Annotated in this window: 17 protein-coding genes, 4 tRNA genes and 1 pseudogene; 9 read left to right on the top strand and 13 right to left on the bottom strand. The window is 67.4% G+C overall.

The features are described 5' to 3' along the window. Positions 1–39: 39 nt before the first annotated feature. The 3 genes from IEY30_RS19380 to IEY30_RS19390 form a co-directional block, all read right to left on the bottom strand. A complete protein-coding gene (locus IEY30_RS19380) occupies positions 40–1,683 on the bottom strand; it encodes an AMP-binding protein (RefSeq protein ID WP_030200922.1) in 1,644 nt (547 codons plus the stop codon). 95 nt (positions 1,684–1,778) lie between these two features. Continuing rightward, positions 1,779–3,443, bottom strand: coding sequence for an MFS transporter (locus IEY30_RS19385; protein WP_052358765.1), 1,665 nt, complete (start codon positions 3,441–3,443; stop codon positions 1,779–1,781). Between the two features lie 161 nt (positions 3,444–3,604). Beyond that, positions 3,605–3,677 (bottom strand) — tRNA-Arg (locus IEY30_RS19390). Positions 3,678–4,107: 430 nt separating this feature from the next. On the opposite strand from IEY30_RS19390, the gene IEY30_RS19395 reads away from it, so the two are divergent. Continuing rightward, positions 4,108–5,952: a phosphoenolpyruvate carboxykinase (GTP) gene (locus IEY30_RS19395; RefSeq protein ID WP_052358763.1), complete on the top strand. Its 1,845-nt coding sequence runs from the start codon at positions 4,108–4,110 to the stop codon at positions 5,950–5,952. Between the two features lie 193 nt (positions 5,953–6,145). Further along, positions 6,146–6,640, top strand: coding sequence for a DUF6328 family protein (locus IEY30_RS19400; protein WP_030200912.1), 495 nt, complete (start codon positions 6,146–6,148; stop codon positions 6,638–6,640). A 270-nt stretch (positions 6,641–6,910) separates the two neighbouring features. Here the strand turns inward: IEY30_RS19400 and IEY30_RS19405 are convergent. Continuing rightward, a tRNA-Ser gene (locus IEY30_RS19405) sits at positions 6,911–7,000 on the bottom strand. Between the two features lie 207 nt (positions 7,001–7,207). Between IEY30_RS19405 and IEY30_RS19410 the strand changes: the two genes are divergently transcribed. Then, positions 7,208–8,782, top strand: a complete 1,575-nt coding sequence (locus IEY30_RS19410) for an LCP family protein (protein ID WP_043417055.1) — start codon at positions 7,208–7,210, stop codon at positions 8,780–8,782. Between the two features lie 134 nt (positions 8,783–8,916). Here the strand turns inward: IEY30_RS19410 and IEY30_RS19415 are convergent, their stop codons facing one another. The 6 genes from IEY30_RS19415 to IEY30_RS19440 form a co-directional block, all read right to left on the bottom strand. After that, positions 8,917–9,120 (bottom strand): cold-shock protein, encoded by a 204-nt coding sequence (locus tag IEY30_RS19415; protein ID WP_030200907.1) that lies wholly within the window; start codon positions 9,118–9,120, stop codon positions 8,917–8,919. Positions 9,121–9,346: 226 nt separating this feature from the next. Then, entirely contained in the window at positions 9,347–10,330 is a 984-nt protein-coding gene (folP, locus tag IEY30_RS19420; protein ID WP_030200904.1) for a dihydropteroate synthase, read from the bottom strand. A gap of 567 nt (positions 10,331–10,897) precedes the next feature. Then, a tRNA-Ser gene (locus tag IEY30_RS19425) sits at positions 10,898–11,006 on the bottom strand. Between the two features lie 52 nt (positions 11,007–11,058). Beyond that, positions 11,059–12,594, bottom strand: a complete 1,536-nt coding sequence (locus IEY30_RS19430) for a PDDEXK family nuclease (RefSeq protein ID WP_030200902.1) — start codon at positions 12,592–12,594, stop codon at positions 11,059–11,061. Beyond that, positions 12,563–13,186, bottom strand: a complete 624-nt coding sequence (locus tag IEY30_RS19435; RefSeq protein WP_156035422.1) for a hypothetical protein — start codon at positions 13,184–13,186, stop codon at positions 12,563–12,565. Before IEY30_RS19435 ends, IEY30_RS19430 begins: the two co-directional genes overlap by 32 nt. Before the next feature lie 219 nt (positions 13,187–13,405). After that, positions 13,406–13,888, bottom strand: a complete 483-nt coding sequence (locus tag IEY30_RS19440) for a helix-turn-helix domain-containing protein (RefSeq protein ID WP_030200897.1) — start codon at positions 13,886–13,888, stop codon at positions 13,406–13,408. A 479-nt stretch (positions 13,889–14,367) separates the two neighbouring features. Between IEY30_RS19440 and IEY30_RS22290 the strand changes: the two are divergent. Then, positions 14,368–14,766, top strand: a pseudogene (locus tag IEY30_RS22290) (DNA N-6-adenine-methyltransferase); the annotation flags it as partial. Positions 14,767–14,817: 51 nt separating this feature from the next. On the opposite strand, the gene IEY30_RS19450 reads toward IEY30_RS22290, so the two are convergent. Then, positions 14,818–15,000, bottom strand: coding sequence for a hypothetical protein (locus tag IEY30_RS19450; RefSeq protein ID WP_030200895.1), 183 nt, complete (start codon positions 14,998–15,000; stop codon positions 14,818–14,820). A gap of 159 nt (positions 15,001–15,159) precedes the next feature. Next, positions 15,160–15,247 (bottom strand) — tRNA-Ser (locus IEY30_RS19455). Between the two features lie 120 nt (positions 15,248–15,367). Between IEY30_RS19455 and IEY30_RS22295 the strand changes: the two genes are divergently transcribed. The 5 genes from IEY30_RS22295 to IEY30_RS19480 all read left to right on the top strand — a co-directional run bounded on the left by IEY30_RS22295 (position 15,368) and on the right by IEY30_RS19480 (position 20,644). Next, positions 15,368–15,562 (top strand): helix-turn-helix transcriptional regulator, encoded by a 195-nt coding sequence (locus IEY30_RS22295; RefSeq protein WP_373286743.1) that lies wholly within the window; start codon positions 15,368–15,370, stop codon positions 15,560–15,562. After that, complete coding sequence (locus tag IEY30_RS19460; protein ID WP_052358761.1) at positions 15,562–16,953, top strand: tyrosine-type recombinase/integrase; 1,392 nt, start codon at positions 15,562–15,564, stop codon at positions 16,951–16,953. The genes IEY30_RS22295 and IEY30_RS19460 overlap by 1 nt, the downstream gene beginning before the upstream one ends. A gap of 97 nt (positions 16,954–17,050) precedes the next feature. Continuing rightward, positions 17,051–17,473, top strand: a complete 423-nt coding sequence (locus IEY30_RS19465; RefSeq protein ID WP_030200887.1) for a hypothetical protein — start codon at positions 17,051–17,053, stop codon at positions 17,471–17,473. 962 nt (positions 17,474–18,435) lie between these two features. Beyond that, positions 18,436–19,638: an AAA family ATPase gene (locus tag IEY30_RS19475; protein WP_156035418.1), complete on the top strand. Its 1,203-nt coding sequence runs from the start codon at positions 18,436–18,438 to the stop codon at positions 19,636–19,638. Between the two features lie 739 nt (positions 19,639–20,377). Further along, the gene (locus tag IEY30_RS19480) at positions 20,378–20,644 is read left to right on the top strand and encodes a hypothetical protein (RefSeq protein WP_156035416.1); all 267 of its coding nucleotides are present in this window, start codon (positions 20,378–20,380) and stop codon (positions 20,642–20,644) included. Between the two features lie 80 nt (positions 20,645–20,724). Here IEY30_RS19480 and IEY30_RS22300 read toward each other — a convergent pair whose 3' ends face one another. Then, positions 20,725–21,177: a matrixin family metalloprotease gene (locus IEY30_RS22300; RefSeq protein WP_156035414.1), complete on the bottom strand. Its 453-nt coding sequence runs from the start codon at positions 21,175–21,177 to the stop codon at positions 20,725–20,727. Between the last annotated feature and the right edge of the window lie 32 nt (positions 21,178–21,209).

The raw sequence follows: 21,209 nt of genomic DNA on the forward strand, positions 1-21,209 counted from the left end.
CTCGTCGGCCGCCGAGCAGGTGAGCGCACGGCAGGCGGGTCAGCCCAGTCCGAGCTTCTTCGCGGTGGTCTCGCGCATCTCGACCTTGCGGATCTTGCCCGTGACCGTCATCGGGAACTCCTCGACGATCTCGACGTAGCGCGGGATCTTGTAGTGCGCGAGCTGCCCGGTGCAGAACTCACGCAGCGACTCGGCCGTCAGGGGCGTCGCGCCGTCCTTCATCCGGATCCAGGCGCACAGCTCCTCACCGTACTTCTCGTCGGGGACGCCGATGACCTGGGCGTCGAGGATGTCGGGGTGGGTGTAGAGGAACTCCTCGATCTCACGCGGGTAGACGTTCTCACCGCCGCGGATGACCATGTCCTTGATGCGGCCGGTGATCTCGACGTAGCCGTCGTCGTGCATGACGCCGATGTCGCCGGTGTGCATCCAGCCGTCCTCGATGGCCTCCGCGGTCTTGTCGGGCTGCTCCCAGTAGCCGAGCATCACCGAGTAGCCCTTGGTCATGAACTCTCCCGCGGTGCCGCGCGGAACGGTCTCTCCCGTCAGGGGATCCGCGATCTTGATCTCGAGGTGCGGACCGACGCGCCCCACGGTGCCGACCTTCTGGTCGAAGGTGTCGTCGGTGCGGTTCTGCGTCGACACCGGCGACGTCTCGGTCATGCCGTAGCAGATCGTCATCTCCTCGATGCCGGCCGCGATGAGCTGCTTCATCAGCTCTGCGGGACAAGGGGATCCGGCCATGATGCCGGTGCGCACGCTGGACAGGTCGTAGTCGGCGAAGTCGGGCAGGTTCCACTCGGCGATGAACATCGTGGGCACGCCGTAGAGCGAGGTGACCTTCTCGTCCTGCGTGGCCCGCAGGGTCGCCGCCGGGTCGAAGCCGGGTGCCGGGATGACCATGCAGGCGCCGTGCGTCGTGCACGCGAGGTTGCCCATGACCATGCCGAAGCAGTGGTAGAAGGGCACCGGGATGCAGACGCGGTCGGCCTCGGTGTAGTCGCAGAGCTCACCGACGAAGTAGCCGTTGTTGAGGATGTTGCGGTGGCTCAGGGTCGCGCCCTTGGGGAAGCCCGTGGTGCCCGAGGTGTACTGGATGTTGATGGGGTCGGTGTTCTTCAGGCCTGCTTGTATGCCGGCCAGCTCGCTCTCGGGCACCTCGTCGGCACGGGCGACCAGGTCGTCCCAGTCGGACGTGCCGATGTAGACGACGCGCTCGAGCCCGTCGACCTCGTCCCGCACCTCGTCGACCATCTGGCGGTAGTTGCTCGTCTTGAACGACTCGGCCGCGACCAGCGTCGAGATGCCGGCCTGGCCAAGGACGTACTGCAGCTCGTGGGAGCGGTAGCTCGGGTTGATGTTGACGAGGATGGCGCCGATCTTGGCCGTCGCGTACTGCACGAGCGTCCACTCGGAGCAGTTCGGCGCCCAGATGCCGACCCGGTCACCGGTCTGCACCCCGATCGCCAGCAGCGCGCGGGCCAGCCGGTCGACGTCGGCCCGCAGCTCGGCATACGTCCACCGCTTGCCCTGCGCGACGTCGACGAGCGCCTCACGCCCGCCGAAGAGCGCGACGGTGGCGTCGAAGTTGTCGCCGATCGTCGTCTCGAGCAGCGGCGTGTCGGTCTCACCCCGGGTGTGCGAGAGCGAGGGGTCGAGGGTGGCGGGCGGAGCAGCGGTCATCGGTGGCCTCCCGGCGTGCGGCGGTGGACGGTCTCACCACACCCAACCCCGCGCGGCGACCGCGCACAAGGCACCGCTCCCGATGTGGAGCGAACTCACACGTCGGCGTCGTCCCGGCGGTCCTCCTCACCGTCGTCCCCGCGGTCATCCTCGTCGTCGTCATCGCCCTCATCACCGGGCGCCCGGTCGGTGAGTCGCCCGGTGAACATCAGGGCGCCCGCGGCCAGCAGCGCCGTGACACCGAACGCCTCACGCAGCGCGTCGAGGCGCGCGGTGGCGTTGACCTTCGTGATCGCCGACGCGGTGGCGGCGTCGAGCTGGGTGGCGGCCAGGGCCTCGGTGAGCTGCTTGTCGGAGATGAAGGGCACGCCGCCGACGAGCTGGGTCGAGGCCTGGGCCTTGACCGACGCTGGCACGGCCGGGTTCTCCTGGATGCCCGAGGCGACCGAGGCGGTCAGCGTCGCGAGCAGCACCGAGCCGACGAGGGCGGTGCCCAGCGAGGCCCCGAGGTTGGTGCCGGTGTTCTCCAGGCCCCCGACCTCCGCGCTCTCGGAGTCCGGCACCGACGAGACGGTGACGCTGCCGAGCTGCGACGACAGCGCGCCGAGGCCGAAGCCGATGAGCAGCATCGGGATCGCGACGACGCCGGCGTTGGCGCCCGGGTCCATGCCGGCGACGAGCACGAGGATGCCGGCGAGCACCGAGAAGAGCCCGATGCGCACGACCCGACGCGGATTGGCCCGTGGCCACACCTTGGGGATGCCGGCGGCGGCCGCGAGCAGGGCGAACGACAGCGGCAGGATCCGCAGGCCCGTCTGGAGCGCGTCGAGCTCGAGCACGACGGAGAGGAAGAGGGGCACGGCGAAGAAGACGCCCGCCTGGACGATGTACTGCGAGAAGAACATCGTCAGGCCCGCGACGAGCCCTCGGTTGCGCAGCAGCGCCGGACGCAGGAGCGGCTCGCCGCCGGTGCGCACGAGGCGCTCCTCCCAGCACATGAACGCGAAGACGACGAGCACGCCGAGCAGGATGAGCCAGATCGACGGCGACGCGCCGAGCACCTTGGGAGCGCCCGTCTTGGCGACGACCCAGCCCCACTCGCTGGTGCGCAGCACGCCGTAGACGACCGAGCCGAGACCGACCACCGAGAGCACCGAGCCGACGAGGTCGATGCGGGCGGGACTCGGCGGCACGTCGGCCACCTTGCGGAGGAAGGCGATGATCGCGAGGACGATGACGACCTCGCCGGCGAAGACGTAGCGCCACGAGGCGAAGGTCGTGACGGCGCCGCCGATGAGCGGCCCGGCAGCAACCGCCATGGCGCCCGCTGCGGCGACGAGGCCGTAGGCGGCGGCGCGCCGCTCGGCCGGGAAGTTCGCGGCGACGAGCGCGACGATCGCCGGCATGATCAGCGAGGCGCCGAGCCCCTCGAGCAGCGACCAGCCGAGGAGCAGCACCGGGAGGTTCGGGGCGAGCGCCGTGACGAGCGAGCCGGCGCCGTAGACGAGCAGCCCGATCGCGAAGGCGCGACGTCGTCCCAGGATCGTGCCGAGCTTGCCGCCCGTGATCATCATCGTGGCCATGACGAGCGTGTAGAGCGTGATCGCGGTCTGGATCCCGCTGATCGTCGTGCCGAGGTCCGAGGCGACGACGGCCATCGAGACGTTCATGACCGAGCTGTCGAGGGTCATGAGGAACTGGCTCGCCGCGAGGACGGCGAGCACCAGTCCGGCGTTGCCCCGCACAGGTGTGCTCGACATGGGCCCAGCGTCGCGCCAGGGCCGGCGGCCGCTCATCACCCCCAGAGGATGAAAGTCCCCGTCGGCAGGGCCGCCCGCATCGCCGCCGGTGAAGCCACCCGGAAAGCACGAGACCCCGACCGGCAACCGGTCGGGGTCTCGCATTCTGTCTCAACACAGAGTGCACCCGTAGGGATTCGAACCCCAAACCTTCTGATCCGTAGTCAGATGCTCTATCCGTTGAGCTACGGGTGCGTCGTTCCTCACCGGGAGGAACGAAAAGTTACCTTAGCGCCTCGGGTCCGCATCCACGAAATCGGCCCCGGAGAGCGCCACCCGGAGACGGTCCGGGCGGCCCCGCGAGAGGGACCACGCGGCATACGCAGGCGGTGTCGGGACCACCGGCCGAGCGCGCCCCGACCCTACGGATGAGTACTGAAAATCCTGCAAGAATCCGACAACGATCCGTCGTAATTCTTGCTGGCTCGACGTGGTGTGAGGCGTCTCACCGGTATCGACCCGGCTTGCGGCCTGAGGCACTCCCGTCGGCGCGTACCTTGAAGACATCACGTCATCTGTTCAGCATGTGGACACCTGCAGCCCGATCCGGGTCTGCCCAGGATCCACGTGGGGGACAGCTTCACACCGGCACGACGTGGTGCCGGGCGGCACCGCGCGCGAAGGGATGGGCCCCGAGTTGACCACGACCCACGAGAAACAGACACACACGACGCACGCGGGACTGTCCGCATGGGTCGAGCAGGTCGCCGAGCTGACGCAGCCGCGCGACATCCGCTGGATCACCGGCTCCCCCGAGGAGTGGACGGAGCTGACCGACCAGCTCGTCGAGGCCGGCACGTTCGTGCGCCTCAACGAGAGCAAGAAGCCGAACTCCTTCTACTGCGCGAGCGACCCGACCGACGTCGCGCGCGTCGAGGACCGGACCTACATCTGCTCCGTCGACGAGAAGGACGCAGGGCCCACCAACAACTGGATGGCGCCCGACGAGATGAAGGCTCGGATGACCGAGCTCTACCGCGGCAGCATGCAGGGCCGCACGATGTACGTCATCCCCTTCGTCATGGGCCACCTCGACGCCAAGGTCCCGATGTTCGGCGTCGAGATCACCGACTCGGCCTACGTCGTCGTCTCGATGCTCGTCATGGCCCGCTGCGGCGACGCCGTCCTGCGCAAGATCGAGGACACGAACGCCGACTACGTCCCGGCCCTGCACTCCGTGGGCGCCCCGCTCGCCGAGGGCGAGGCCGACGTCCAGTGGCCGTGCTCCGACACGAAGTACATCGTCCACTTCCCCGAGGAGCGCACGATCTGGAGCTACGGCTCCGGCTACGGCGGCAACGCCCTGCTCGGCAAGAAGTGCTACTCGCTGCGCATCGCCTCGGCGATCGCCCGCGACGAGGGCTGGATGGCCGAGCACATGCTCATCCTCAAGCTCACGTCTCCCAAGGGCTCGGTCCACTACATCGCGGCCGCGTTCCCCTCGGCCTGCGGCAAGACCAACCTCGCGATGATCACGCCCACCGTGCCCGGCTGGAAGGCCGAGATGGTCGGCGACGACATCGCCTGGATGCGTTTCGGTGAGGACGGCCGGCTGTACGCCGTGAACCCGGAGTTCGGGCTCTTCGGCGTCGCCCCCGGCACGGGGGAGTCGACCAACCCCAACGCGATGGCCACCATCGAGAAGGGCAACTCGGTCTTCACCAACGTCGCCCTGACCGACGACGGCGACGTGTGGTGGGAGGGCATGACCGACGAGCCGCCGGCCCACCTCAACGACTGGCACGGCAACAGCTGGACGCCGGCGGACGGCGAGGCCGGCACGAAGGCCGCGCACCCGAACAGCCGCTTCTGCACGCCGATCGCCCAGTGCCCGATCGCGGCTCCCGAGTACGACAACCCCGACGGCGTGCCGATCGACGCGATCCTCTTCGGCGGCCGCCGCAAGACGACCGTGCCGCTCGTCTACGAGTCGCGCGACTGGCAGCACGGCACCTTCATCGGCGCCACGCTCTCCTCGGAGACCACCGCTGCCGCGACCGGCGCCGTCGGCGTCGTGCGCCGCGACCCGATGGCCATGCTCCCCTTCATCGGCTACCACGCCGGCGACTACATGAACCACTGGCTCGAGATCGGCAAGAGCGCGGACGCCTCCAAGCTGCCCCGCATCTTCGGCGTCAACTGGTTCCGTCGCGACGAGGAGGACGGCTCCTTCCTGTGGCCCGGCTTCGGCGAGAACAGCCGCGTCCTCAAGTGGGTCGTCGAGCGCCTCGAGGGCGACGTCGACGCCGTGGAGACGGCGATCGGGTTCGTGCCGACCGCGGACTCCCTCGACGTCGACGGGCTCGACATGACCCCCGAGCAGGTCGCCAAGGCCCTCAAGGTCGACGCGGCCGACTGGGAGAAGGAGCTGCCCCTCATCCAGGAGTGGTTCGACAAGTTCGGCGACCAGCTCCCCGCAGAGCTGTGGGCCGAGTTCGACGGTCTCAAGGCCCGCGTCAGCGGTCACTGAGGTCGGTCCTCCGCCTGCTGGCCGGCGGGCGGCGGACGACGTGATGCAGGGCCCGGCACCTCTGGGTGCCGGGCCCTCCGTCATGCACGGACGGGACACCCGAGGGTGCGTATGCCGCGTCGCCCGGCACCCGGCATACGCGACCCTCGCGCCCTCCCGTCCTCCACGGCACACGGCGGGGTACATGAGAGACATGAGCGACCCCGACGGCTACAGCCGCGACGAGAGCGAGGCCGAGCGGCTCGACCGCAACTTCAACGAGCAGCTCCAGGAGCTGCGCATCGCCCAGGCCGGCGTCCAGATCCTCTTCGCGTTCCTGCTGACGATCCCCTTCCAGCAGCGCTTCACGACGCTGACCGACCTGCAGCGCGACATCTACGTCGTGACGCTCGTGTCCATCGCGATCAGCACGCTCGTGTTCATGACACCCGTCGCGATGCACCGGATGCTCTTCCGCGAGGGCCTCAAGGACTTCGTCGTCCGGCACACCGACACGTTGATCGGCGCCGGGATGTTCTTCCTCGTCGTCGGCATCATCGGCGGCGTCGTGCTCGTGCTCGACGTCCTGCTCTCGCACACGACCGCCATCTGGATCGGCGGCGGCCTGACGCTGCTCGCAGTTGCGCTCTGGCTCGTGCTGCCCCTCTCCCAGCGCCGGCGCCGCCGCCGCGAGGACCCCGACACCTGAACCGTCGAGAGGCCAACGTTTGCGGGTCCTCGCAAGTCGAGAGGCCAACGTTGCGGGTCCTCCACCGTCGAGAGGCCAACGTTTGCGGGTCCTCCACCGTCGAGAGGCCAACGTTGCGGGTCAACGCTCGCCCCGGCGGCGGGACACCGTCGCTGGGCAGGCCCCTCGTTCCTCGGGGCCTGCCCAGCTCCTCCCAAATCCCACGCGTTCGTTCAGCACAAGACAGAAGGACCCCGACGAAAAGCGTGTCGGGGTCCTTCTGTCTTGTGCTGGCGGAGGCGGCGGGATTTGAACCCGCGAGAGGTTTTATCCTCAACCCGCTTAGCAGGCGGGCGCACTAGGCCACTATGCGACGCCTCCGTGCCCGTGATCGAGGCCGCCGAGGCGACGCCGGATGCACGGGCGGACACAGGCTACCGGGCCACGCACCGCAACCCAAACCCGGGTCCTCCGCCACGCTCATGTGACTGTCGACGCGCAATGAGGCGGTTCAAAGGATGACCGTGCACAATGGCAGGGTTGCCCACCCAGGACGACAGGTGACACTGCCCTGGCCGAGAGGATCCGATGACTGACGCCACCGCGCCGCGGCCGCGGCGTGACAACGCACCCAGTGGTCGTGAAGCCATCCGTCGCCAGGTCAGGGCCGGCTTCCGTCGGGCGCTCGGACTCACCACCCTCGGCACTCTCCTACCCGGTGCGGGCCTGACCCAGACACGGAGCAAGCGACTCGGCTGGGCCGTCCTCGCCCTCTTCCTGCTGACCGGAGTCGTCGTCGGCTACGTCGTCCTGCGCGACGGCATCACCAACGCAGCCCTCTCGCTCGTCGCGCGCCCCTCGCTACTCCAAGGTGTCGCCGTCGGTTTCGTCGCCATCGGCATCCTCTGGTGCGGCTCGATCATCCTCACCGCCGTCCAGTCCCGCCCGACCCGGCTGGACCGCACCCGGACGAGGACCCTCGCCGCACTGACCACGGTCCTCGTCTTCCTCGTCGCCGGCTCGACCTTCAAGGTCGCCGAGTACACCTTCATCACGACCGACACCGTCAACCAGGTCTTCGGCACCACCTCGCTCGGCAACAAGCAGGCCGGCTCCGGCGTCAACGTCACGACCGAGGGCGACGACCCCTGGGCCAACCAGCCCCGGGTCAACATCCTGCTGCTCGGCTCGGACGCCGGGGCGGACCGCACGGGCATCCGCACCGACTCGATGATCGTGGCCAGCATCGACACCAAGACGGGCCGGACCGCCCTCATCTCGATGCCGCGCAACCTGCTCTACGCGCCGCTCGCACCCAACAGCCCCCTGCGCGCTCGCTACCCGTCGGGCCACTTCGGTGCACCCGAGTCCACCTGCGCCCAGAACAGCCCCGGCGTCACAGGCCAGTGCATGCTGACCAACCTCTACGTCGAGGCGGAGAACTACGCCAAGGACCACCCCGGCGCCTACCCCGCCGGCTCGGTGCCGGGCCGCCAGGAGATCCGCGGTGCCGTCCAGGAGATCCTCGGCCTGCAGATGAACCAGATGGTCATCGTCGACCTCTACGGCTTCCAGCAGCTCATCGACGCGATGGGTGGGCTCGACGTCAACGTCAAGCTGAGCGCCAACGGGACCCGGCTGACGATCGGCGGTCAGCACGACGCGTCGGGACGCGTCTTCGGCGTCAAGGGCTACTTCGAGCCGGGGCGTCAGCACCTCGACGGCTACCACGCCCTCTGGTACGCGCGGACGCGCGCCGCCGACGACGACACCCACCGCCAGATGCGCCAGCGCTGCGTCGTCCAGGCCATCGTCCAGCAGGTCAACCCGGCGTCGATGGTGAGCCGCTACCCCGAGATCGCCAAGATCCTCAAGCAGCGGATCTTCACCGACATCGAGGCCCAGTCCCTCCCGGCGTTCGTGCAGCTCGTCGAGCGGGTGCAGAAGGCCAAGATCACGAGCGTCGCCCTCACGTCGAGCCAGGGCGTCTACTCGAGCGACCCCGACTACGCCCTCGTCCGCGAGCTCGTCCAGAAGGCCATCGCCCCGCCCAAGCCGGCCGCCACGCCGTCGACGACCCCGAGCACGTCGAAGCCCTCGTCGACCAGGACGAGGACGCCGTCGACCCCGAGCCCCACGACGACGCCGTACGAGCAGTGCTGACCGCGCCGGACGGCATACGCCCTCGGCGCTGAGCCCGGACAAACGAAGGCCCCCCGGTCGAGACCGGGGGGCCTTCGCACAAACGACTGTGCGGTGAAGCGGTGTCGCTCGTTAAGGGTGAACGATCCCTCAGATCAGAGCGGACGAACCGCGTCAGCCTGGGGGCCCTTGGGACCCTGGGTGACCTCGAACTCGACGCGCTGCGCCTCCTCCAGCGAACGGTAGCCGTTCGACTGGATCGCCGAGTAGTGGACGAAAACGTCGGGGCCGCCGCCGTCCTGGGCGATGAAACCAAAGCCCTTTTCAGCGTTGAACCACTTGACGGTGCCCTGTGCCATACGGGTAACTCTTCCTTCTTTAGCGTGTGGAACGACGCACTTCGCGCATCCCAAGCTGCCGCTTCGACTCCACTCGACGGGCGAACCCGTCTATGTCGAAAGAAATCCCGTCACCATTGCGGATGACGGGATCCTGCTCGACTACGAGGAACTGCAACTGCAACCGCGACGAACCTAGCAGAATACCGGCCGTTCGGCCCGTCGGATGACACTCGTTTTTGGGCGTTCAGGAGTCGTTCGTCACAGCGTCACGCCGGGTGCCCCGAAGGGCGAGTCGCGGGGTTCGGTCGCCGCGGATCGTCGCTACCATGTCGAGGACCCGCCGGGTCGCCCGGACGTCGTGCGCGCGGAACACCGTGGCACCCAGCCAGGCGGCGACGGCAGTGGCCGCGAGCGACCCCTCGAGGCGCTCCTCGGCGGGCAGGTCGAGCGACTCACCGACGAAGTCCTTGCGCGACATCGCTTGCAGCACAGGGTAGTTCAGGGAAACGACGTCAGCCGTGTGCCGCAGCACCTCGAGCGAGTGAGCCGTCGTCTTGCCGAAGTCGAGCGTCGGGTCCACGAGGATGCGCTCACGAGGTATGCCGGCCTGCTCGGCCGCGTGGGCTCCGCTCGCCAGGGTGCGCACGACGTCACGCACCACGTCCAGCAGGTCGTCGCCGTAGGTGACGTCGACGGGGTCGGTCCGGGGCGGCAGGCCTCCGGTATGTGAGATGACGTAGCCGGCGCCGATGGCCGACGCCACGTGGACGAGCTCGCGGTCGTGCCCGGCCCACGTGTCGTTGACGAGGTCGACGACACCGTCGGCCTCGCGCGCGACCTCGGAACGCCAGGTGTCGAGGCTGAGCAGGACGTCCGGATGCTCCGAACGCGCCCACTGGAGGAAGGGCACGACGCGCCGGATCTCCTCGTCCGCGTCGACGACCTCACCTTCCTGACCGGCGCGCACACCCCCGACGTCGACGAGGTCGGCGCCGAGCTCGACGGCGTCGACGAAGGCCGCCTTGGCGGACTCGAGGTCGGCGTGCCGGTTGCCGCTGAAGAAGGAGTCACGGGTCCGGTTGACGATCGCCATGACGGCGGGGGACGCCGCGTCGAATCGCTTGCCGCGCAGCACGAGCGGGCTTGCCGACGGCAGGTCGAGCGGAGCCAGCCGGCTCAGGATCTCGGCGGTGTCGGGCGCGGGATCCGAGCCGGAATGTGTGGTCACACTGTCGTATCTCACGGGGCCCGGCAAAGGTCAACGGTCGTCCCGAGCATGGTTGCGGAACTGTTACCCTTGCACTGCAGACGTCATCCACGGCCCGGCCACGCTCCCGGTCGGGTCGCGGATGGTCTGCCGGTCCTGATCGTCCCGCAATGACGATCGACCACCGAGCCCTCCGACCACCAGTCAGCAGGGCTGCGCCATAAGGAAACTGAATACAGAGATGTCGTACATCGTGTCGTTCTTCGCGGCCATGAACCGTCCGTCCAGGTCACTGCCGGTCGGTCAGTACAACTCCAGCACGACGTTCGAGGAGAGGCTCGGCCTGCTCTGAGAGCGCGTGCACGTCCGGCCCCACCGATGAGGCCGGCGCATGAGAACAAAAGGGACTCCGGATCTCCGGGGCCCCTTTTTTCATGCCCGGATCCGGTTCTAGGCCCCTGGGCGGCCGGCGTGAGATCGCGCCGGAGATCGCGCGAGCGCTGCGCCCTGACGACAACGGGCGCGTGATGAGCCGCACGATCTGGTCGCGACGGGCGTCGACTTGGCGCTCCGCGGTGACGGAGCTGTTGGCGGAGGGCGTGGGATTCGAACCCACGATGGGCTATGAACCCATAGCGGTTTTCAAGACCGCAATCCTTTGACGCTCTGACCTGCACAGACGTCCTGCCGTCCCTCCCGGTGCCCGACGAATGCCCAATACCCAGGCCACATCGCAGCCGCGTGGCGAGTCAGTGCTTGTCGGTTTCGGCGAGGTAACCCCAGCCGCCGGGGTAGTGCCGTGAGCGGCAAGCAGCCGTGAGCAGAAGGGCGGAGAGGGGGTCTGTGTTTGCCGTCGCGAGCGGTGCCGTGCCCTGGTCTGCCCAAGGCGCGAAGTCCACGCGGGGCTGCGGCCACACGTCATTCCCACCGCGAACCCAGTGCGCCTTGGCTTCGTCCGCGTTCATCGTCTCCGGGACGATGCGCAGGGCCTCCACGTTCTCTCGGACTCGTTCGTAAAAGGATTCCTCTCCGAGGAAGACTGCGAGGTCCAGCACGGCAGTCGCGAGGTAGCTCGACGAACGACGGTCAATGGTGGTGCTCTCAAGCATCCCCCCGAGGACCCGCGAAGCGCTCGTAGCCTCGTCTTCGGCGAGGGACGCCAGCCCCAGCCCCGAGAAGTCGTCATCGTGCCGGTCGAGAAGCCAGCCGGCGACGCGACGAAGGTATTCGACGGCATCGTCGTGTCCGAAGGTGCTCAGCATGACCGTCGTCAAAATGACGGACGTCGTGAAGAGGTCGCTCGGTGGCCGACTGGTGCCCGGCTGCTCCGCTAGTGCCGCAAGCGCTTCCTCGAACGCGGCCGCCTCGTCCTTATCGCCCTCAGCACGAGCCAGCGCGAGGCCTAGCGCGATGGCCTCGGACGCCCGGCAGCAGATCACTGGATAGGTGAAAATCGCCATCTGGCTCATGGTGTGCCGAGCGAGGTCGAGCGGGTCCTCCAGCAGCGGCACGAGCTGCTCTCTCACCTGCTTTGCCATCAACAACACGAGACGGTGAGCGGCCTCCACCAGGCCGGTCGGGGCGGCTGGGTCTTGGCAAGCTGCCCGCACGAGTTGAAGTGCAACGCTGACAGCTAGGTCTAGGCGCCGGACACGGGTCAGGGCGTTGACAAGGATCGCGGCTTCGACTGCTGCGCGTTTTGCGTTCCCTACGGGCGGCAGCCAGCGGCGTGTGTACTTCTCGATGCGGCTGTCCGTGACCCCCCTGTCGAGGATGCTCGTCACCATCGAGAGCAGTTGCACCTCTACATCAGCGCCAGCGACCCCGGCAGTCGGCTCCTTGCAGAACCAGTCGACCAGGTCCGACCGCTCCCAGATCTCAAGGTCCGCGAGGCCTCTGCGCTCGACGGACTTGCGGTATTCGGCGGCGTCCGAGGGCGCGCTGCCCTTGAGCCGCCCTGTCGTGACGAGGACCGCCACCCGCGGGAGGTCCTTGTCAAACGACTGATGGCCGAGGGTGTTGTACTCGCACTCTTCCAACTGCGGTCGAACAGCACGCCACTCAGCACTCCCCAAGTCCCCGGCCTTGGACTGGATCAGATACTGACGGACAAGGCCAGTTTCAGGGTCAGCACGCTTCGCGACGACGTCCTTGCCGAACTCGAACTGCCCGTGGATGAAGTGGACGTCCGTGAAACCCCGCGCCGCGAGCAGGGCCAGCAGCGGCCCGTCGAACTCGCGCTCGGTCAGGGTGTCAAGAAAGGTCCCGACGACGTCTTGCAGCACGCCACTCCTCCCGCCGTCGCTCCAGGATCGCGTTGAGGCGCGCCTCCTGCTCGGGCGTCGGCTTCTTGTCCTTGAGTTTCTCCAGTAGGTCGGGGTGCATGAAGATCGTGGTGGTCGGGTTCCCTTCGGCGTCGAACTCCAGCTCGATCTTCTCCATTGCGTCCGCGTACACGTCGAAGAAGTCTCGGTCCGTCGCCTGAATGACGTTGCCGTGGTCCTCCGATACCTGCGAGATGAGCTCGAAGAAGCCCTTCACCATCTGGGCGCCTGTGCCTTCGGCGACCGCGTACGTGTCTGCGAGGAACTGATCGAGCTTGAACTCCACCACGTCCTCGACGGAGACGGTCCAGACGTGCGACGTCTTCATGGGGCGGTAGAGGCGCGACGCCTCCGGTGGTGGAGGTTCGCCCTCCTCGATTCGCGGCGGGCCGTCGGCGAGTTCGGCACGTGGGATCTGAGCAAGCAGGGGGTGGAGTGCTCGCTGCAGCTCCTGGACCGTTTGGTTGAACCAGCGCACTCCACCGATCTCGTACTCCCGTGGCATGAGCCACGGCTGGTCGTCCTGCTCTGCCTCTAAGGTGTCCTCCTCCACGCTCCCATCCTGCACGACGGCACCGACAACCGTTGAGAAGCACCCCAGGCAGGGCCAGTCATCCTCTCAGTGATCTGCACCGGCCTGACTCGACATTCGGACGGCGAAGGGTCGTCCCGCCCAACCCATCGGGCCTCGGTGCTTCGCGGCATATCCATCCCCCCGACGCTGACCTCGCTGCGGCGCTCGCGCCAGCATGTCGACGTGCCCGGCCGGTCGTCACCACGGAGCGTCCGCCGGAACCACCTCCAGTCGTGTCCCGAGATAGGCACAAAGCGCCGCGAGCGTGCGGATGCTGGAGAAGCGGAAGTCCCCAATGTCGTACATCTCGGTCACAGTGTTGTGGCGCAGCCCGACCGCCCGGGCAACAGCGGACTTGGAGACCCCGACGACCCTCATGCGCTCCCGTAGCTCAAGCGAGACCAGTAGCTGCAACGGAATCGCGACCTTGTAGCCGGCGGCCAGCCAGGCCGCCACCATCGTGGCTTGGTCTTGGTCCTCGGTTTGGGGGAGGAGGCTGGGCCCAGCGACCTGGACCCGGAGACCCAACGCGTCGGCAACGATGGCTACGGTCTCGAAGCCGGGCCATCCGCTGCCCTGTTCGAGCCCGGTCAGCACCGAGAGCGCAACACCGGTCGTCGCGCTGAGCCGACGCAACGTGAGCCCCCGTAGGCGTCGCTCCCGCGCCAGATCGGTGGCCAAGGCACGGTAGCCCTCTGCGCTGCGCCGTTCGAGGTCGTTGACGTAGCTCTCGCCAGGTCGCGTTGACAGCGTCCACCGCCACTGTCCATCCGACCCGCGCCCACCGCGCGGCGCCGGCCAGCTAACCGGGGCCTGCGCTGACGGGAGGCTTCGGATCGTCCGGCCGTCCTCGTCTGTAGGTGGGAAGAGCCAGCGCAGCAGGTCCCCGCGTGATTTCTCGGCCACGTCGTCGCCCCCTCGCGCTCAGGCTTGTATCGGCCCACAGATCAAACCATGTCCTGCACCGTCGTCAGCGGTTCAGGAACACGAACTGGACCCGCGGCCAGCAGCCCCCGCTGCCCAACGGACGCCTCGCCGAGCAGTGACCCCAGCATCAGCCAGTAAGTCGGACTCGGCGGTTCTCACCGAACCCGCAAGGCAGCCCACACATGTCCGGCAACAAGTCCGCCACCACGTCCAATCCCGCCATCGCGAAGGTCATGTTCTCCTCGGCCTCCGACGACTGGGCCACCCCTCAGGCGTTCTACGACGAGTACGACGCCGAGTTCGGCTTCGTACTCGACGCCTGCTCCAGCACGACCAACCACAAGGCACCGCACTTCTTCGCTCTCGACCACCCCGACGCCCATCGCCGCGACGGGCTCACCGGGGACTGGGCCGCCGATGCCCGCGCCCATGGCGGGGCGGTCTGGTGCAACCCCGTATACGGCCGGTCCATCACCGACTGGATGGCGAAGGCCGCCGCAACCGCACGCGCAGGGGTCACGGTCGTGTGTCTGGTCCCAGCCCGGACCGACACCCGCTGGTTCCATGAGCACGTCCTCGCGGAAGGTGCCGAGGTCCGGTATGTCCGAGGCCGGCTGAAGTTCGGCACAGCAACCACTGGCGCCCCGTTCGCCAGCCTCGTGATCATCTACCGGGGCCACTCCTCAGCCGAGGCGGAGGAGGCCGGCCCAGATTGCGAAGCCGGTGACACCCTCGACCTCGACGACGAGGTCAAGCCGCAGGCGCCACGCGAGCACGCCCTGGAAAGTCGAGAGGGCCGGGTAAGCCGTGCAGCGGTTCTCCGAGAGGCCGTGCGCGACCAGCGCCTGCCGCAGGGTGAACGTCACAGTACGCGCGAAGCACGCCGCCATCGGAGCGCCCAATCTGAGGCGGCCGTTAGGACGCTCGCCGAACACGTAGCGCGCTGGCAGCCCTTCGAAGCTACATCGCCTGGACATGACGCGTCGATGACGTGGTCACCCGTCCTCGGGACATCAGACGGAACATGGCGGAGGGTGTGGGATTTGAACCCACGAGGCGTCTCCGCCTGGTCGCTTTCAAGGCGACTGCACTCGGCCACTATGCGAACCCTCCAGGTGCGTGGCCCAGTGTTTCAGACTGGCCGGCCCTGTTGCACGCAGCCCCACCCCAGCGCGTGTGGGCGGTCCAGCGAGGTCGATTGCGCCCCCAAGCCGTTGCAGCACCGGTGACGCCATGACCACCGAAACGAACACTTGGCTAACGGTCAACCAGACCGCGCTCCGTGCTGGCGTATCCCGCGCCACCCTCTACCGGTACTGGGAGCGTGGGTCTGGGCCCCGCTTCTGCCGAACTCCAGGCGGGAACCGTCGCGTCCGCGTCGATTGGGTTGATGACTGGATGCTCGACCTCGAGGAGTTCGCAGCCTGATGCCTCAGACATTCGATGTCCAAATCCATTCGCTGCGCGCGCGTAGGCGCTCCGACCGTAAGGCCGTCTCATACGAACTCGGCTGGGTCGTCGGGGGAGACAAGCACTACGCGACGTTCAAGCTCAAGGGACTCGCCACCTCGGAGCACGCAAAGCTCGTTTCGGCTGCCAAGCGGGGCGACGCCTTCGACACGGTCACAGGTCAACCGGTTTCCTCGGGGCTCAACGCGACCCCCACGCTGCTCGAGGTGGCGCGGAGGATCTACGCCGACGAGTGGCGCGACTCCGGCGGCAAGACGCGCAAGTCGACCGCTGAGAACCTTGCCCACGTCGTCGCTGTCGTTACCGAGGCACGTCACCAGGTGGACGGTGCCCGCCGCGAGTTGCTCTACCAAGCGCTCTACCAAGGCGGCTTGTCACCGGAGGGGCTGCGGATTCCAGACGAGGGGAAGGTGACGTCGCGTCGCACTTCAGTTACGCGAGCGCACCACGACGCGCTGCGCTGGCTCGAGCGCGCCTCTCTTCCGGTCGGGAAAGTAGACATAGCCGTGTGCGAAACCGCATTGCGGCGACTCGCAATCAATCTGGACGGCTCGACTGCAAAGCCGACGGCACGTACTCGTCGGCGGGCCGGCCTGTCCAAGATCCTTGAGTACGCGGTCAGGCACCAGCACCTCTCGTCGTCTCCGCTGCGCACCATCACGACGAGGGCATCGAACCGGGCCGCCGTTGAGGTTACGGCCACTACCGTGGCGCACCCCGAACTCATACCCGCCGCCCTGCGAGCGGTGGCCGCGAAGGGACCGCGAGGACCGGTGTTTGCGGCGTTCCTCGCTTGCGTCTTCTACGCGGGCTTACGTCCATCGGAGGCTGCCTCGCTCCAACTTGGGCACTGTGAGCTGCCAGAGACCGGATGGGGAAGGCTCCGCCTTCGCAAGTCAGCGGCCGCGGCGGGGACGGCCTGGACGGACTCCGGTGCTGTTCGTGACGACCGAGGCCTGAAGCGACGCCAGGCGGGTGCCGAACGGCCAGTTCCGATTCCCCCGGTTCTGGTGCAGATGCTCCGTGAGTTTGCGCAGAGCCGACGCATCAGTTCTGGGCTGCTATTCACGACCGGCCAAGGCTCGATGCTGTCGGAGTCGGAAGTGGGAGAGTTCTGGCGCGCTGGGAGAAGGCTCGCGATGCCGGACGCTGAGGAAGAGACGCTGGCTCGCGTCTACGACCTGCGCCATGCGGCAGCATCCCTCTGGCTACGCGACGTCCCAGTCGGCGTCGTCGCTGCCCGCCTCGGGCATTCCCCGGAGGTGTGTCTCCGCGTCTACCACCACCTCATTCCCGGGGACGAGGAGCGGTGGAACGAGGCGATTGCGGCCACGCTACCTGCCTGGTGACACCTCCCCGCGATGCGCTGCCCCCACCCGTCGCCAGTCACTTGCCCGCTGCAACCTGCAATGCGGGTCGACCTCGAACAACCGAAGGAGTAGAAGAATGTCCGACCCAATGAGGCCATCATGGGATCGCTACCGGCAGTGGGTCAGCAATGAGCAGCTCGTAGCTGCCACGGCTGTGCTCGATGTCGACCCCGCTGGGGTTGTGCGCCAGGACGCGACGGCTTGGCTGACCTTCAGCACCGAAAGCCGACAGCGCGACGAGCACGGGAACTGGCACTGGGACCCGGTGCTTGACTGGGAGGCGTGGGTCTCCGATGTTGAGACCCAAGGCCGGGGCTGGTCCAGCAACCAGTGGCGGTTGTACGACGTGGCCGCGGGCCTCGCCGCGGACCGCCCTTTCAACATCGTCGGCGTTCTCGACCGGCTGAGCGAATGGCGCGGGCAGGTGTGGCGGGTCCTCGTCTTGTGGGGCACCGGTGCGGACGCTGCCCTCATCCGCCAAGCAGCCGCGCCATTCTGACCTGCAGCAGACCGTGCGGCGGCGCACCGTCCGTCCTCGGTGGACGGTCCGACAACGGGCAGCTATGCCTCTGGGAGCGCCAGCATCAACGCGATGTCTAGCGGATGGCCGTCTGCTCGGGCCTCCGCTACCGCAGACCATGCTTGTGCATCGTTCCACAACCGATGAATCTGCCTGGCCCGCCAAGCACACTGGTCTGCTTCGACCTCCGCTGTCCGCTCATCCCACCAGGACGGGCGCGGCACCCCCTTGCGCCGCAACGCTTGGGCCAAGCTTTCCCAAAAATCCACGTCAGCTTCGACGTCCGCCGGCCACCCGGCGAAACCGCCCACGCTGCGCTCCCCTTCTGCCATGGACCGCACTGTGCGGATAGCGGCGCTCATGACAAGCAGTCTTGCGGGGCGTGTCTGACAGTCACTGTCCCCGACTGCATGGTTACGGTCCGGGGCCCGTGGCGATAGGCCACCAGCTGGCGATCACGACCCCCGTCCCCCTGACCCCCACCTTTAAGGGGTCATGGGGGACGGGGGTCGTCTGGCTGGGCGAGCGGCTGCGCATCCGGGGGATGTCCCGGATGCTGGCACTTCCAACGCGGGTGAGGACGGTCCGACCGGCGCAGGCCCAACAGGGGCGTGCACGACCGGAAGGACCGTGATGGCCCCTTACCCCCTTACTCCAAAGGCCGACGCGCTGGCAGTGCTGCTGCATCAACTGAGTCGTTGCGGCTTCGCGGACTTGCAGAACATGAACAGGCCCGAGCTCAGCGTGTCCGACCGAGACTTGGCGGACGCTCTGGGACTCCAGCCGGACAGCGTTTACCGCGCCCTCAAGGAGCTGGAGAGCTTTGGTGCCGTTGTCTTCTCAAGGCCCCGCCTCTGGCATGGAGGCCGCGAGCGCACCATCGAACTGCTGCCGGAGTCGTGGGTGTGGTTGGCGGTCCCAGCGTGCGGGCGGGCATCCCGATGACAGAGCAGCGAGCCTTCGAGGCCGAGGACGACACCGAGGAGGCCTGGTCTGCGCCGGACTTCCTCGCCGATGAAGGGAGGGTCGAGGTCGCGGCTCCCGCGGAAGACAACTCCTTTCCGAGGTTCCTCAGCGAGGCGTGGGACGACGACAGCCCTGCGGTCAGACCCTCTCTGGTGCCCGTACAGGGTGGCCTACCGCTCCTGTATGCCGGGGAGAGTCACCTCTTGTTTGGACAGAGCGGCTCCGGGAAGTCATGGCTTGGGTACCACATGGCCGCTCAGGTAGCCGCAGACGGCGGCATTGCGCTCCTCATCGACCGCGAGAGCAATCCACGCACGATTCGCACCAGGCTCAAGGCGCTGGGCGTTACGAGAGCTCAGGCGGGTCGCATCGGGTACTGGAAGCCCTCCGGTTCCCTCATGCCGGGGCAACCGGCGCGTAGGCACCTCGACACATGGCTCTCGCGATTCCACGTCGAGCTCATCCTGCTGGATAGCGTTTCGAAGGATTTGGCCGCTGCTGGCTTTGGTGAGAACGACCCTGGCGAGTACGTCAAGTGGCAGCAGCACGTCGTCGAGCCGTGGACGGGGCGTCGAATCGCCTCGGTGCTCATTGATCACGTCGGCCACCAAGCTCCTCAACGCATAGCGATGCCTCGCGGAGCATCTTCGAAGAAGGACCAAATATCTGGATCGGCGCTCTACTTCCGCATCGTGACGCAGTTCAGTCGCGCGTCCAGTGGGAGCGCCGAACTCGTGTCCATCAAGGACAGGGAGGGCTACCGCCAGGACGGAGAGGTGGCCGCCGTGATGCATGTCGAGGTCGCAGATGGCGGTCAGCAGGTAGGCATACGTCTTTCAGTACCTGATGCCCGTGCGACGTCCGTCATCGTGTCTTCCCCGGAGACTCAGGAAGACGAGTATCGCGAACTAGTGGCGGGTCTGCTGCGCGAAAACGATGAGGCGCCTCTTATCGGCAACCAGCTCGCGGAGAAGATGAAGGGCCTTCCGGGCCGGTTTCCACCGCCGGCTTCACGGGCGCTGAAGTGGTTGGTTCAAGAGGGCTACGCGTCCGCAAGCGCTCCGGGATTGAGGGGAGCCATTCACTACCGCTTGATCAAGCCGTACTCCAGCAGCAGCGGCCGACCGGGCAGCTCGAAGGCCCCAGCTGCGGGCCCTGGCTTGGAAGAGCTGTTCTGACGGGAAGTTCCGCCGTCCCTTGCGCCCACACGGGCATGATGTTGCCCGTGTGGGCGCCCTGCTGCCCGGTCCGTATCTGCGAAGGTAGTTCAGCCCAGCCCAGCCCAGCCCAGCCCCGCTCTCGTCTGGCGCCAATCCACAATGGATTCTCCTGGCTTGGCACTCGGAGACGGCAGGTCCACATCGCCGTTCAGCTCCCAAACCAAGCGCCGGGACACAATCCTTCGACCAAAGCAGGTCCATGACACCCACACCTTGCCGGCGCACCCCCATTGGGGCCGCCGTCACAATCGTTGTGACGGTTTCGCTTACAGCCTGCGCCGCACCACTCGCCCGGGTACCCGGTACGACCCCTACATCAGCCCGTGTTGGAGCCAGCGCCACCCCGAAAGCGCCGACCAGCGCAGCAGCGACCGGTGCCCCCGCGGGGACCAAGCACAGCGCGCCCACACCGTCACCTCGCACTACCCCGACGCCGAAGCCGTGGACGCTCGCCAAACTGACGCCGGGAGTCACACACAGGTCCCGCCCCGCTCTGCCGAAGGCCTTGCCCTCTCCCGGAGCGGTGTTGCGGCTTGGCGGGAGCTGGACAGCGTCAGCGGATATAGCGGCCTCAAACGCGATCGGTCGGGTGGCGTGCTCGTCCACGCTAGAGCCGCCCTTTAGGTATCGGGAGTTCAGAATCAATACCGAGCCGCGACGGATGGGGATAGACGATCTCGGCAACGGGCAGTACGAGATGGCAGTCCACATCGTGCAAGGCGGCAGCTCCGGAACCTCGGTGGAGGCAGAGCTCACCCTTCGGGACCGGGACTACTTCAAGGGAACGGCGTCGAACAGTTACGTCACTGGGGCCAAGCCCGAAGGCCTGAGCTATCACCTATCGAAGGATGGACGATCTCTCGAGCTCTCCACGGTGGTCGTCACCGGCCCAACGTCGGCCTACGAGCGGTACGAGGATGTGGGGCTCACCAGCATCAGTCTGGCGCTGCGCTGCCGCAAGTGAGGACCCGCAATGGCCTCCAACACAGCCTCGGCAGCCTGCCGCCGAACGGTCTCCACCTTGTTGACCGGCCGCGCACCGTCTCATCGCCCATGCTTGGCGCGGCACGGGCCCTGTCCGAGCCTGCGCAGACCGGCCCGGTCACCGTCTCCCAGAGTGGACGCGTTTCCCGCCGTGTCAAACATGACCTGCGTCCGATCCGATACATGGGCCAGGCCGAGCAGGTGACCCAACTCGTGTTCGAAGAGGATTCCAAGGCTTTGGGCAGTGCCGAAGCCGGGCCCGTACACGGCGGAGTGCTCTACGTTGAGCACGATCTGGCCGCTTACGTAGACGAGTCGTGAGGCGGCGCTCTTCGTGACGAACGTGGTCGTGCTCGCCGAGGCGCCCCAGCTCAACGTCTTTCCGTCGGGTCGACTCCAAGCCACCAAGACTGGCGGCCACCTGCCTGACTCCCTCCTTCGGCCCCATTCGGCAGTCGGTCGACGAGTCGTCGAGCCCCTTACGACAAGGTGCATGCCCGATGCCCGGCTCATGCGCGCCAGGGCCTCCTCCAAGTCCCTTTGTG

The sequence above is a fragment of the Terrabacter tumescens genome, from assembly GCF_014646815.1.
GTDB lineage: Bacteria > Actinomycetota > Actinomycetes > Actinomycetales > Dermatophilaceae > Terrabacter > Terrabacter tumescens.

Bases quoted from the DNA above. Each gene is read 5' to 3' on its own strand.
- IEY30_RS19480 (WP_156035416.1), top strand. From the start codon at position 20,378: ATGGCAGTCCACATCGTGCAAGGCGGCAGCTCCGGAACCTCGGTGGAG.
- IEY30_RS19415 (WP_030200907.1), bottom strand. From the start codon at position 9,120: ATGGCACAGGGCACCGTCAAGTGGTTCAACGCTGAAAAGGGCTTTGGT.
- IEY30_RS19395 (WP_052358763.1), top strand. From the start codon at position 4,108: ATGGGCCCCGAGTTGACCACGACCCACGAGAAACAGACACACACGACG.
- IEY30_RS19475 (WP_156035418.1), top strand. From the start codon at position 18,436: ATGACAGAGCAGCGAGCCTTCGAGGCCGAGGACGACACCGAGGAGGCC.
- IEY30_RS19465 (WP_030200887.1), top strand. From the start codon at position 17,051: ATGTCCGACCCAATGAGGCCATCATGGGATCGCTACCGGCAGTGGGTC.
- IEY30_RS19400 (WP_030200912.1), top strand. From the start codon at position 6,146: ATGAGCGACCCCGACGGCTACAGCCGCGACGAGAGCGAGGCCGAGCGG.
- IEY30_RS19460 (WP_052358761.1), top strand. From the start codon at position 15,562: ATGCCTCAGACATTCGATGTCCAAATCCATTCGCTGCGCGCGCGTAGG.
- IEY30_RS22300 (WP_156035414.1), bottom strand. From the start codon at position 21,177: ATGAGCCGGGCATCGGGCATGCACCTTGTCGTAAGGGGCTCGACGACT.
- IEY30_RS22295 (WP_373286743.1), top strand. From the start codon at position 15,368: ATGACCACCGAAACGAACACTTGGCTAACGGTCAACCAGACCGCGCTC.
- IEY30_RS19385 (WP_052358765.1), bottom strand. From the start codon at position 3,443: ATGTCGAGCACACCTGTGCGGGGCAACGCCGGACTGGTGCTCGCCGTC.
- IEY30_RS19380 (WP_030200922.1), bottom strand. From the start codon at position 1,683: ATGACCGCTGCTCCGCCCGCCACCCTCGACCCCTCGCTCTCGCACACC.
- IEY30_RS19410 (WP_043417055.1), top strand. From the start codon at position 7,208: ATGACTGACGCCACCGCGCCGCGGCCGCGGCGTGACAACGCACCCAGT.